Origin of the sequence: Actinomadura napierensis (assembly GCF_039529375.1) — a bacterium.
GTDB lineage: Bacteria > Actinomycetota > Actinomycetes > Streptosporangiales > Streptosporangiaceae > Spirillospora > Spirillospora napierensis.
Genome location: NZ_BAAAMR010000115.1, coordinates 1 through 12,825, shown reverse-complemented (window position 1 = coordinate 12,825; position 12,825 = coordinate 1). Strand labels below are relative to the sequence as shown.

11 protein-coding genes are annotated in these 12,825 nt (G+C 72.6%); all 11 read right to left on the bottom strand.

What is annotated here, in order from left to right; all coding sequences use genetic code 11:
• Window positions 1-6: 6 nt before the first annotated feature.
• Window positions 7-1,425 (bottom strand): FAD-dependent oxidoreductase, encoded by a 1,419-nt coding sequence (locus ABD296_RS40600; RefSeq protein WP_344280619.1) that lies wholly within the window; start codon window positions 1,423-1,425, stop codon window positions 7-9.
• 47 nt (window positions 1,426-1,472) lie between these two features.
• On the bottom strand, window positions 1,473-2,627 hold the full coding sequence (locus ABD296_RS40595) for an alpha/beta hydrolase (protein WP_344280616.1): 1,155 nt from the start codon (window positions 2,625-2,627) through the stop codon (window positions 1,473-1,475).
• Window positions 2,624-3,472: a 2-oxo acid dehydrogenase subunit E2 gene (locus tag ABD296_RS40590; protein ID WP_344280613.1), complete on the bottom strand. Its 849-nt coding sequence runs from the start codon at window positions 3,470-3,472 to the stop codon at window positions 2,624-2,626. The genes ABD296_RS40595 and ABD296_RS40590 overlap by 4 nt, the downstream gene beginning before the upstream one ends.
• The gene (locus ABD296_RS40585) at window positions 3,469-4,497 is read right to left on the bottom strand and encodes a 3-oxoacyl-ACP synthase III family protein (RefSeq protein WP_344280610.1); all 1,029 of its coding nucleotides are present in this window, start codon (window positions 4,495-4,497) and stop codon (window positions 3,469-3,471) included. Before ABD296_RS40585 ends, ABD296_RS40590 begins: the two co-directional genes overlap by 4 nt.
• 62 nt (window positions 4,498-4,559) lie before the next feature.
• Window positions 4,560-5,240 (bottom strand): O-methyltransferase, encoded by a 681-nt coding sequence (locus ABD296_RS40580; RefSeq protein WP_344280607.1) that lies wholly within the window; start codon window positions 5,238-5,240, stop codon window positions 4,560-4,562.
• A gap of 1 nt (window position 5,241) precedes the next feature.
• Window positions 5,242-6,417 (bottom strand): HAD-IIIC family phosphatase, encoded by a 1,176-nt coding sequence (locus ABD296_RS40575; protein WP_344280604.1) that lies wholly within the window; start codon window positions 6,415-6,417, stop codon window positions 5,242-5,244.
• Window positions 6,414-7,502 (bottom strand): acyl-CoA dehydrogenase family protein, encoded by a 1,089-nt coding sequence (locus ABD296_RS40570; RefSeq protein ID WP_344280601.1) that lies wholly within the window; start codon window positions 7,500-7,502, stop codon window positions 6,414-6,416. The genes ABD296_RS40575 and ABD296_RS40570 overlap by 4 nt, the downstream gene beginning before the upstream one ends.
• Window positions 7,503-7,530: 28 nt before the next feature.
• Complete coding sequence (locus ABD296_RS40565) at window positions 7,531-7,830, bottom strand: acyl carrier protein (RefSeq protein WP_344280598.1); 300 nt, start codon at window positions 7,828-7,830, stop codon at window positions 7,531-7,533.
• Window positions 7,827-8,693, bottom strand: a complete 867-nt coding sequence (locus ABD296_RS40560; protein WP_344280595.1) for a 3-hydroxyacyl-CoA dehydrogenase family protein — start codon at window positions 8,691-8,693, stop codon at window positions 7,827-7,829. The genes ABD296_RS40565 and ABD296_RS40560 overlap by 4 nt, the downstream gene beginning before the upstream one ends.
• A 26-nt stretch (window positions 8,694-8,719) precedes the next feature.
• Entirely contained in the window at window positions 8,720-10,168 is a 1,449-nt protein-coding gene (locus tag ABD296_RS40555) for an FAD-dependent oxidoreductase (RefSeq protein WP_344280592.1), read from the bottom strand.
• Window positions 10,165-12,825, bottom strand: a 2,661-nt coding sequence (locus ABD296_RS40550; RefSeq protein WP_344280589.1) for a KR domain-containing protein, incomplete at its 5' end; no start/stop codon positions are given. The genes ABD296_RS40550 and ABD296_RS40555, both read right to left, overlap by 4 nt.

The window sequence follows — 12,825 nt, the reverse complement described above, 5'->3', positions numbered from 1 at the left end:
CTCGGTCTACTTGAGCGCCCTGCCGGGCTCGTAGCCCACTGCGGACAGCTCCTCGGAGGTCAGCGGCGGTTCCTCCAGCGGGGGGAGCTGCGGGCCCCGCCGGATCGCGGACACGATCTCCTCGTCCTCGAACCGCGTGGCCGGCGCCGACGTGGCCGTCACCGCGGACAGCGCGGCGTTCACCACCGGCTCCCGCAGCGCGATGCCCGTCACCAGTTCCGCGAACTGCCGCCGCATCGCCGCCTCATGGGTCAAGCGCGGGTCGGTGGTGGTCGCATAGCAGTCCGGATAGTAGATGTCCTGGCTGGTCGCCAGGATCCACGGATCGTCGACGATCGCGCACATCGCCCGTTGGGCCGACCAGGCCAGGCCCGGACGGAGCCCGCCGCCGCGCAACGCGGCGTCCAGCGCCGCAGCGCAGTGCGCCGCCGCGCACATGCCGTGGCCGTACACCGGGTTGAACGAGGCCAGGGCGTCGCCGAGCACGATGAGGCCCTCCGGCCAGGAGGCGGCCCGTTCGTAATGCGTGCGCCGGTTGGCCGTCGACCGGGTGCGGTACACCGGCGATATGGGCTCCGCCAGGGTGAGGAGCTCGGCGATGATCGGGTGGCGCAGGCTGCGGACGAACGCGTCGAACTCGCCCTCGTCGGTGGCCGGGCTGGCGCCGCGAGTCCCGGACAATGTGACGATCCATCGGTCGTCCTCGATCGGCAGGAGCAGCCCGTTGCGGCCGGGCACCGGCTGCCGGTAGTCGGCGTAGAGCGCGACGATCGGAAAGTCCACGGCGCCGGCGGGAGCCTGGTAGATCCGGGTGGCGTAGCCGAGTCCGGTGTCGACGATCTCCTCGTCCACGGCGGGAAGCGCGCCCGTGCCGGCCGTCCAGGACTTCAGCCGGGAACCGCGGCCGGTGGCGTCCACGACCAGGTCGGCGGCGATCAGTGCCGTCGTGCCGTCGTCCCGGCGCCGCACCCGCACGCCGGTCACCCCACTGGGTCCGCCGCACACCTCCACGACCTCGGCGTCGTCGAGCAGGGCGACCCCCGGCTCGGCAAGAGCCTGGTCCCGGATCACCCAGTCGATCAGGGCGCGGCTCGCGCCGATGATGTACTCCGTGGCGGGGAAGCGGTGCTGCCAGCCCAGGGCGGTGAGGGTGACCATGCGCTGCGGGACGCCGACATGATGGGCGCCTGCTGCGAGCAGCCGGCCGGTGGTCTCAGGCAGCACCGAGTCCATCGCCCGAGCACCGCCGGACCACAGGATGTGGGCGTGCCGCGCTTGGGGCAGCCCCTTGCGCAGCTCCGGACCGCCGGGGAGGCGGTCCCGTTCCACGACGGTGACACCGTCCAGGTGTCGGGCGAGGACGGCGGCCGCCAGCATTCCCGCCAGGCCGCCGCCCACGACCACGGCATGCGTCGAACCGGTCATCGGCACAAGGATTCCTTTCCGTGCGGGCGGCCGTCCGGGTGCGCCGTCTAGGACTCCGGCGTGCGGAGGGGCGGGGGGCCGGCGTCCCGGAGCGGCAGGTCCGGCGCACTTGTTCGGCCGGCCAGTCTTCGCCACGCGCGGCGCCCGAACCAGACCGCGCTCAGCGCGGCCCGCTGCGGGGTGTAGGCGCCCCGCATCCGCATGATGGATCGGGCCGTCCATATGCGGGCGTCCACATGGTGCGCCGGCGACCCGTGCACGTCGTCGTTCTCGACGAGGTGCAGGTTGCGCACATGGTGCCTGAGGAACCGCAGGTCATCACGCGGGATGATCTCGTCCCGCCGTGCGGCCATGTAGTGCACCGGGATCGTCAGCCCGGTGAGCCGTCCCGCCGTGAGCGCCCACGCCGGCAGGTGCTCGGTGAGCTGTACGGGCGTCGTGCCGACCAGGTGGGCGAGCGTCTCGACGGTGACGCGAGGAAGCCGCCGCTGCCACGCGGTGTCGGTGAAGAACCGGTTGATGGGCGCGCCCGCGGACACGACCCCCTTGATACGGGAGTCTTCCGTCGCGCAGCGCAGCGCCATGTGGCCGGCGAAGCTCGGTGTGATCGCGTAGGTGTGTGCAGGATCGGCCCGGTCCCCGACCGCGTCGATGATCGCCGACAGCATCCGCCAGCCGTCCGGCGTGTAGGGAAGCGTGTTCTCCCCGATGCCCGGCAGTTCCGCGACGACGGCGGCCACGCCCGTCCGTTCGAGGTCCAGCAGCGAGTACGCCCACTGTTCCTTGATGCTGACGATGCCGCCCATGAGGATCAGCAGGGGCGGGCGGCGGTCGCGGGACAGGCCGCTCGCGTAGCAGCGCACCAGTCCGTCTCCGACCGGGACGTCGAGGCGCTGGATGCCGGTGTCGTCCTGGCGGAAACGGTCGAACACCTCAACGCACCTGCGCTGTGCCTCCTGCCGGGCATCGCCGTCCGGGTAGGGGAAGCGCGCCAGCATGTAGTACCGGCAGGCGTCGTAGAGACGGCCTTGGCCGTACAGCAGGTCGCCCTCGGTGACCCATGCGCGCACCCACGAGCCCGGCGCGTCACCGTCGTCGTTGTCAATGCTCCCCAGCAGTTCCCGCAGCCGCCCGGGCGGGATGCTCTGGGCACGGGCGTGCGCGATGATGTACTGCTTGAGCTCGCCGACGTCGTTCATCATGCACCTTTTCCGGGAAGCGAGCGTTCCTGCGCTGCGTCGCCGCCCCCCTCCGCCGGAAGAGCGAAGCCCTCCAGGGCGTCCTTGATCTCGGTGAGGACGTCGGCCGCGTGCGCCCCGTCGATGACCCGGTGGTCGAAGGCCAGGTTGAGCCGCATCACCGGGGCGGAGGCGAGTGCCCCGTCCCGGATCACCGCGCGCTCGATGGTCTGCCCGACACCGAGGGTGATGGTGGTCCCGCCGAATGAGTGGAAGCCGTTGACGGGGCGGTGCCCCAATGAGCTGACGGCGAAGGTGCCCATCGTGTGGGGGCGGCGCCGGAGACCGGAGACGGCAGAGCTGTTCGCCCAGGACCGCAGCGGCCACGGCATGCGCTGCATCTTGCGCAGTGCCGCGAACTCTTGCATGTGGTCGGCGTCGCCGCGGCGCCAGTACTCGAGCTCGCCCTGGATCTGCTCCAGGCTTGACCGGTGCACTCCGGTGAGGAGCGCGGCGAGGACCACCCGCTGACCGTTGAGCCGCTTGTCCAGGGCGACCTTGGCGTTGACCGTGCCGTAGCGCGCGATCCTCGGCCGGCCGCGGCCCCTGATCGCCGCGTTGGCGTCCGGGTGGCGGGCCAGGACCCGGCCGGCGGCGTACAGGACGTAGGCGACCATCGAGTAGCGGCGGCCCACCTGCTCGGCGGCGCGGCGGTGGGCGACGACGGCGCTCATGTCCACCTCGGTGTCGAGGAAGACCGGCGCGGCCCCCCTCGACCAGGACAGGAAGGTCAGCGTGTGCCGGCGCTCGGCCGGGACGGGCACGATCTCCGCCGGTCCGCCGGCCGGGCCCGGCCCCGCCGCGCTCATGTCCGCTCCAGCGCGAACCCGCTCTTGATCCACTTGCTCGACTCGATCGCGACGCCCACCGCCCGGTCGCCGGGTCCCATCGCTTCCAGGGCACGTTCGAGCTGGACGAACACCAGCCCGTTGCCGCAGTTCCCGATCTCGTTGACGCGGGTGATCTGCTGCGCGTGCGGGACCGCCAGGCGCTCACCGATCAGGGCGCTCATGCGGCCCGACAGCTGCGGTGGCAGCAGGTAGCGCAGGTCGGCCTCGCTCCATTCCAGGTTTTCGAGCAGCTCCTTGAGCACCTCGACGGCCATGACCGGCACCCGCTCCTCGATCGCCTTGTAGTCCTCGGTGGCGGCGGGTTGGTCGAAGGTGCGGTTCGCGCCGAACCAGGCGAGGGTCTGCCCGGGGTCGCGGCCCAGCCCGACCAGGCGGGTGAACAGGCCGCGCAGCAACGCCGCGCCGGGCTCGGGCTCCCTCCGGAGTACGACGGCGCCGGCGCCGTCCCCGAAGAGCACCAGGTTCACCAGCTCGGCCGGGGGCAGCCTGCTGAAGTCGGCGTCGGGAACGACGTGCTTGGCGCACACGTCCCCGCCGAGCACCAGCGCCGTGCGGTACCGGCCCGTCGACAGAAGCCCGCTCGCGACGTCCATCGCCTGCACCGCTCCCGAGCAGCCGGACTGGAGTTGGAAGCTGGGGACGCCGTCGATGCCGAGCCGGTCGGCGATCACGTTGACGGTCGCCGGCATCAGCAGGTCCGGGGTGGCGGTGCCCATGACCACCAGGTCGATGTCCCCCGGTTCCAGGCCCGCCGACTCCAGCGCGCTTCGCCCCGCCTCCTCGCCCAGGTCCGCCAGCGTGGCGCGGGCCTCACCGGTCTCCAGGTCGATGGCGAGGTGGCGGCTGGTCGTTCCGATGAACGTGTTGACCCAGTGCTCCCAGGGAGCGCCGAAACCGAACCGCTCCGCCAGCGCGGCCGTGCCGATCGCGTCCCCCGGGAGTCCCGTGCCCGCCGACACGATGCCGATATCCGAGCGGTACATGACAGTCCCTTCCCTCGTGGCGGGGCCGCCTCCCATGATCGGCACCCGCGCTAAAGCCCCGCTTATGCCGTGCTTCCGTGCTCCGCCTTCCGGGCGAGGGTGATGCCGTCCGCCATCGGGAGCAGGCACAGATCGACGCGCTCGTCCCGGTGCAGCATCGAGTTGATCTCCTGGATGGCCCGGGTGTCGGCGTCCGCCGGGTCCGGATCCAGGACGCGGCCGAAGAACAGGGTGTTGTCGAAAACGATCAGACCGCCGGGCCGCACCAGTGGCAGGACGGCCTCGTAGTAGCGCGGGTAGCCGGCCTTGTCCGCGTCGATGAACGCCAGGTCGACCGAGCCGGCGCCGATGTCGTCCGGCAGTCCGGCCAGGGTGGCGGAGGCGTCGCCGAGCCGGAAGTCGATCTTCTCGGCGACCCCGGCCCGCGCCCAGTGCGCGGCCGCGATCGCGTTCCACCGGTCGCTGATGTCGCAGGTGATGAGGCGGCCGCCGGGCGGAAGGGCGCGGGCCATGCACAGGCCGCTGTAGCCCGTGAAAGTCCCGATCTCCAGCACGAGCCGGGCGCCGGTCAGCCGGACCAGCATCGCCAGCAGCTGCGCCTCCTCCGGGACGACCTGCATCGTCGTCCCGCCGAGCATTCCCGCGGTCACCTGGCGCAGGTCGTGCAGGACCTCGTCGTCGTCCAGCGAGACGCCCCTGACGTAGTCCAGCAGGTCAGAGGTGACCTCCAGGTATCCGGCCATGTCAGATCACGGTCCCGCACAGGTCGGGCGCGACGAGCCGCATGGTGGTCGGCTCCTGCTGTTCCGTGGGCTCGAGGTGCAGCCGCGTGGTGCCCTCGCCGCCGGCGGGCCTGGTCAGGCCGTCCCGGCACGCGCAGGGGGTGTCGTCGAAACCGGCGAACCGGTAGGCGACCTCCATGATGCGATTGCGCTCGGTGGCGCGGAAATCCGCGAGCAGGTGGACGCCGGCCTCGGCCGCCTGGCCGATCAGCCAGCGCAGGATCACCGATCCGGCGCCGAACGACACCACCCGGCATGACGTGGCGAGGAGTTTCAGGTTCCACACCGCCCGGTGCCGCTCCAGCAGAAGGACACCGATCGCGCCGTGCGGGCCGAACCGGTCGGTCAGCGTCGCCACCAGGACCTCGTGATCCGGGTCCGCGAGCAGCCCGCGCAGTGCCGCATCGGAGTAGTGCACGCCCGTGGCGTTCATCTGGCTGGTGCGCAGGGTCAACTCCTCGACCCGGGACAGCCGCTCCCCGTCCGCCCGCGCGATGGCCAGCACCATGTCCAGAGACCGCAGGAACTCATCGTCCGGCCCGGTGAACCCGGCGCGGTCCGCGTCGCGGGCCAGACCGGCCCGGTACATCTCGCGGCGGCGCCGGGAGTCGACCGTGACGACGGCGGGGCTGAACTCGGGCAGGGTGGTCAGCTTGGTCGCCATCTCGGCCGGGTAGCACCGCACCCGCGGCAGGTGGAACGCGACCTCGGCCCGCTCCGCGGGCTGATCGTCGATGAACGCGATGGTGTGCTCGGCGAAGTTCAGCCGCTCGGCGATCTCCCGCACCGCGTCCGACTTGGGGCCCCAGCCGATCCGGGCGTGCACGAAGTACTCGGCGACGCCGAGCCGCTCAAGGCGCCGCCAGGCCAGGTCGGGGTCGTTCTTGCTGGCCACCGACTGCAGGACGCCCCGGGAGTCCAACTCGGCGATCACCTCGCGGACGGCGTCGCCGAGCCGTACCTCGCCGTCCTCCAGCAGGATGCCGGACCACAGCGTGTCGTCCAGGTCCCACACCAGGCACTTGACCGTCACCGGCAAGTCCCCGGGCGGACCGGCCGTCGGGTCGTCCCGCACGCTTCGGGTCTCCATGGTCGCCTTCCTCTCGGTGCTCATCGCGGTGGTCTTCTCAGTGGTCACCTGGGGACGGTCAGCGCGTGCCGGGCCAGAATCAGCTGGCAGATCTCGTTGCTGCCCTCGATGATCTCCATCAGCTTGGCGTCCCGGTACGCGCGCGCCGCGGCCTGCCCGTCCCGCGCCCCGGCCGAACCCAGGACCTGCACCGCGGCGGCCGCGCCCCGGACGGCGTTGACGGCGCCGACGTGCTTGGCCAGCACCGCCGCGGTGGCCGTCTCCGGCAGGCCCGCGTCCCAGCACCGGCTGGCGTGCTCGCTGGTGCGCGTGGCGACCTGCTCGCCGACCAGAAGCTCGGCGAGATGCCGGGCGACGAGCTGGTGGTCGGCCAAGGGCTTGCCGAACTGCGTCCGGGAGCGAGCGTGGTCCGTTGCGGCGTTCAGGCAGGCGCGCAGAATCCCGACGCATCCCCAGGCCACCGAGAGCCGGCCGTAGGTCAGGGGCGAGGTCACCAGGAGCTCCACGGACCCGCCGGTCCGCTGCAATACGCTGTCCGCGGGCAGCCGCACCGAGTCCAGGTGCACGTCGGCGTGCCCGGCCGCGCGGCAGCCGAGCGGGTCGGGCACCCGCTCGACCCGCACGCCCGGCGCGGACACGGGCACCAGGACCGCGGCGGCGCCGTCTCCGAAGCGCCCGAACACCACCAGCAGGTCCGCGTAGGCGGCGCCGGTTATCCAGACCTTGCGGCCCTCGATGACGACCGTGTCGCCTTCCGCCCGGATCCGGGTCTCGATTGCGGACAGGTCGCTGCCGGCGGCCGGCTCGCTGAACGCCACGGCCGCGAGCCGGCCACCGGCCAGCTCGGGCAGGCGCGCCTCCCGTTGCGCGGCTCCGCCCAGTTTCTCGATGGTCCACGCGGCCATACCCTGCGAGGTCATCAGGCTGCGCAGGGAACTGCACAGGCCGCCGACGCCCGCGGTGAAGGCCCCGCCGGCCGCGGCGGTCAGGCCCAGCCCCCCATACCGGGCGGGCACCTGGGCGCACAGCATCCCGCGGCCGGCGAGCTCGCGCACGAGCGCCATCGGCAGCCGGCCCCGCCGGTCCCATTCCTCCGCCTGGTCGCCGACCATCTCGGCGACCAGCGAGGTCATCGCGTTGGACCCTCCGCGCACAGCGGAATCAGTGATCACCCGGGGCTCCCGGGCCGGTGTCCAGCAGCCGCCCCACCAGCGTCACCATGGCGCGCACCGTCCTGAAGTTCTCCATCATCAGGTCCGGGCCGGCGATGACGATGCCGTAGGTGTTCTCCATGTAGGTCACCAGCTCCATCACGAACAGCGAGGAGACTCCGGCCGCGGCGAGATCGTCGTCCGGCTCGATCGGGTTCTTGGTGCGCACCTCCAGAAAGGTGCGCAGGTCCTCCTCGACGGCCTGCGGAGCCGCGGCACGGCTCTGCGCCCGGTCAGGCGACGTGGTCACGGTCGTGCCTCCAGATAGTCGTAGAACCCGCGCCCGCTCTTACGGCCGAGGTCACCATCGCGCACCTTGTCCAGAAGCAGGTCGCAGGGCCGGCAGCCGTCGTCGCCGGTGCGTTCGTGGAGCACCCGCAGCGAGTCGACGAGGTTGTCCAGCCCGATCAGGTCCGCGGTGCGCAGCGGACCCGTGCGGTGCCCGAGGCAGTCCTGCAGGAGGATGTCCACGTCCGCGGCGGACGCCCGCCCCTCCGCCACGATCCGCGCGGCGTCGTTGATCATCCGGTGCAGGATGCGGCTGGTCACGAACCCGGGCCCGTCGCCGACCACCACGGGCCGGCGGCCGAGCTCCGCGAGCAGCCCACGCACCGCGGCCATCGCGGCGGGCCCGGTCCGCGGCCCCTGGACGACCTCCACCGTCGCGATCAGGTAGGGCGGGTTCATGAAGTGGACGCCGACCAGGTCCTCCGGGCGGCTCATGCCCCTGCCCAGCTCGTCGATCGGGATCGACGAGGTGTTGGACACCAGCGGCGTGCCCGGGGCGGTCGCGGCCGCCGCGTCCGCCAGGGCCTTGGTCTTGGTGGCGCTCTCCTCGATGACGGCCTCGATCACGGCGGCCGCCCCGGCCACCGCGTCCGGTGCGGTGCTCGTCCTCAGCTCGCCGTCCGTGCTCTCCCCCGGCAGCGCGCCCATGAGCCGGGCCAGCCGCAGGTGCCGGGCGACCTCCGTGCGGGCCCGGTCGAGCTTGGACTCGTCGGTGTCGATGAGCACGACGTGCCGCCGGTGCCCGAGGAACAGCGCCGTGATGCCCACGCCCATGACTCCCGCGCCGAGAACGGCCAGCGGCCGGGTCTCCTGGCTCTCCGTCACCGGAACTCCGTAGCTCGTTGTGTCCGTCACGCCGCAGGTTCTCCGAACCAGTCGGCCAGGGCCGTGTGGAGCCCGTCGCCGACGGCCTCGCCCGCCCACGCGATGTGGCCGTCGGGGCGCACCAGGACCGCGGACGCCGGGATCTCGGGCGTCGGTTCGGCGGCCACGACGTCCACCCTGTCCTTCCACCCGGTGACATCGGGCGGCTCCGCGCCACCGGACAGGTCCAGCAGGACGCCACGGGCGGCGTGCAGCGTCTCGGCCACCGGGACCTTGCCGCCGGGTGTGCTCAGTCCGACCAGGGGCACCCGGCGGCCCGGCAGGTCACCGGCCTGCCCCAGCGGGTAGCGGGCGTCGGTGGCCGCTCGGACCAGGTGCCGGTTCACCGCCTCGTGGTCGAGTAGTTCGCCGAACACCTCGCGCAGCGCGCTCGGGCCGTCGGCGGTGTCGAGCAGGGCCATCTGCGCCCGCCCGTAGACGCAGGCACGACGCCCGTACGGACGGCGCTCGGCCTCGTAGGAGTCCAGCAAGCCGGCGGGGGCCCAGCCCTGCAGTTTCGCGGCCAGTTTCCAGCCGAGGTTCACCGCATCCTGCAGGCCGATCGTCACCGCGTGCCCGGCGGGATGGAACTGGAAGTGCGCGGCGTCGCCCGCCAGGAAGACCCTGCCGTTGCGGTACTCGTCGGCGAGGATGGTGTCATTGCCGTGACGGTGCAGCCAGAGCGGCTCCTCGACGGTGGGCCGCTCGCCGGTGATCCGCTCGATGCTCGCCGTGACCTCCTCCAGCGTGACCGGCTGCTCCTCAGGCGGCGCCTCGACACCGATCTCGATCGTCATCAGGCGGAACATGGTGGACGCGTCGCCGAACTGGCCGAACATCCCGCCTTCGTGGAAGGAGCCCGCGCCGACCGGCCCCGCGTAGCTCCCGACGTCGGCGAGCAGCCCGTACCAGGACGGCCCGCTCCGGGTCACCGCGAACCCGGCGAGCTCGCGGACCGTGCTGTTCTCGCCGTCGCACCCCACCAGGTAGCGGCACCTGATCTCCTCCTCGCCGAGGGGCGAGCGGACCCGGGCGGTGACGCCGTCCTCGTCCTGGCTCAGCCCGACCAGCTCGTGCCTGCGCAGAATGTGCACGCCCCGGGCGGCGGCGCGGTCGCTCAGCACCCGCTGGATGCGGGTCTGCAGGAGGACGACGGAATGGTCGGTCCCGGCCAGCTCCGACATGTCCAGCCAGAAGCTGGCGAAGTGGAGCCGGTCCCAGACCGGCGGCTCGCCCTCCTCGCGGCGGAGCTGCTCCATCAGGCCGCGCTGCTCCAGCAGCTCGACCGAGCGGGCGTGGATCAGCCCCGACACCGTCCTGTCGTCGATCTCGGGACGCCGCTCGATGACGACGGTCCGCACTCCGGCAAGGGCCAGCTCGTGGGCGAGCATCAGGCCGACCGGTCCCGCGCCGACGATGACAACCGAATCGCTCATGACACCTCGTTCGCTAGTGACGCGTGCGCTGGTGGGGAGCCCGGTGGGTCACCGGCCTCGGTGGCGGGCCCGTCCTGCGCGGCGAACTCGTCGTGCAGGAACCGGGCCATCGCCGATGGCGTGGCGTGCTCGAAGATCGCCACCGGGGAGATCTGCAGGCCGGTGGCCTCGGCCAGGCGGGTGCTCAGCTCCAGCGCGGTGAAGGACGAGAGCCCCAGGTCCAGCAGGTTGTCATCGGCCTTGACCTCCTCCGCCGACTGGAACCCCAGGACGGTCGCGGCACGCTGGTGAACCAGGTTCAGGAGTAGCCGTTCCCGCTCCGCCTCGGGCGCGCCGGCCAGTCGGCGCCGCAGTTCGGCCGCCCGGCCGGCCGCCGCGCCGCCGCCGTCGACCGGTCCCGCGATGCGCCGGACCTCGGGGATGTCCTGGAGGAGGCGGCGCGGGGGCACACCCGCCCGCTGCGACACGACCCGCTCCCACTCGATGTCGGCGACGAGCAGCGGGGAACCGGCACGGGCCGCCTGCCGCAGCGCCGCCACCGCCTGGCCCGAGGGCAGCGCCCGCATCCCCCACCGCAGCAGGCACTCGTCAGCCGTGTCAGGCTCGGCGGGCACTTCGGGGTCGCCGGTGGGGCCGACGGCGATCGAGGCGACAGTGTGACCATCGGCTTGAAGGCGGGCGGCGAAGGCGTCCAGGTAGGCGTGCCCGGGAGCCTGGTTTCCCAGCCCGGCCCCGCCGAGCGCGCCGGCGGCCGAGGTGACGAACAGGAACATCGGTGGCTCCGCGTCCTGCGCGAACCCGGACAGCACCGCCGCCGCGTCCTGGACCGCCGCGAGCTCCCGGTCCAGCGCCTCAAGGTCGGCGGGTCCGGCGCGATCGCCGTCGAGATCGGCGACATGGACGACCGCCGCGACACGGCCTCCGCTCAGGTCCCGGCACCGGTCGGCCTGGTCCACTCCGGATTCGACGATCTCCGTGTGGACGCGCATCGAGGCCAGCTCGGTCAGCAGATCACGAGTCTGCGCGGCCGTCGCAGCGGACGGGCCGGAAATCAGCATCCGCTCGGTCCCGTTGCGTGCCAGCCACCGGGCGATGTGCGCCGCCAATGGCGTGACCGCTCCGGTGAACACCACCGGCCCCGGCGGCACCGGATGTCCTTCGGCCGGCTGCACGCCGAATGGTACGCGGGCCAGGCGGGACGCGTGCGCGACCGTACCGCGGACGGCGATCTGGTCTGCGGCGCCGGTCTCCGCAAGCACGAGCCCCAAGCGGGTCCGGGCGCCGTCGTCCAGGTGCTCGGGAAGGTCGATGAGGCCGACCGGTCCGGACGCGCGTTCCTCGGCCGCGACCTGGCCGTAAGCCCACAGGAGAGCCTGGAGCGGATCGGGACCGGGGTCGGCGCCGTCCGCCCGGACTGCACCGCGGGTCGCGATCCACACCGGCGCGTCGAGACCGGCGTCGTCCAGCGCGCCCATCAGGGCCGCCGTCAAGGCCAGCCCCTCCGGGACCACCGACGTGCCCGGTCGCCGCTCTTGTTCCAGCGCGAGCAGGGACAGCACGCCGGCGGGCCCTGTGTCCAAAGATGCACCGCGCAGGAGGTGGGAGAGGGCATCGGACTCCGCCGCCTCGACCGGGACCACCCGTGCGGTCGCGCCGGCCTCGGCGAGCGTCCCGAGGACTCCGGCCACCATGGGTTGGTCCGCCAGGGCCGCCGGGACGGGCACGAGCCAGGTTCCGGACAGGCCCTGCGACGGTGCTTCCGGCAGCGGCGTCCACCTGATCCGGTACTGGCACCTGCGCCTTCGCCGCCACGCCGACAGCGAAGACAGGACGCCCCGCATGGCCTGGCGCTGCTCATCGTCCAGGTCGAGAGCGGTCGCCACCGACGCCAGGTCCCCGCTCTCCACCGCGTTCCAGAACCCGGCGTCCTCCCCGCCGTCGGCCTCCCCGCCGACCTGCTGCTCCTCTGGCTGCAGCCAGTAGTGACGCCCCTGGAAGGCGTACGTGGGCAGCGCCACCACGCGGTCGGGCCTTGGGGCGCCCACCGCCCGCAGGACGGCCGGCCAGTCCACCGTCCCCCCGCCGGCGTGCACCTGGCCCAGCGCCGCGAGCAACGCCGGCATCTCGTCCCGGTCGCCGCGCATCGTGGCCGCGAGCGTCGGCGGAGCGCCGGGCTCGTCGTCCTCTTCTTCCAGGCAGCCGTGCGCCAGCGGGGCCAGCACGGCGTCGGCGCCGACCTCCAGGAGGATTCCCGCGCCCTCACGCCGCAGAGTCCGCACACCGTAGGAGAACCGCACGGGCTGCCGGGCATGGTCCACCCAGTACTGCGGTGAGGTCAGCTGCTCGGCCTCGCCGACCTGCCCGGTCACGTTGGACACGATGGGGATCCGCGGCGGGTGGTAGGCCACCTCCCGCGCCGCCTTGCCGAACTCCTCGGCGATCGCGTCCATGTGGTGGGAGTGGAAGGCGTGGCTGACGCGCAGAATCTTGGTTTTGACTCCCCAGATCCGCCAGAAGTCCACGATTTCGTTGACGGCGGGGGTGTCGCCCGAGATGACGGTGGAGGTGGGGGTGTTGTGGGCGGCGATGTGGGCGTGGGGTCCGAGGTGGGGGGTGAGGTTGTGGGGGGTGGTGTTGATGGCGGCCATGGTGCCGGG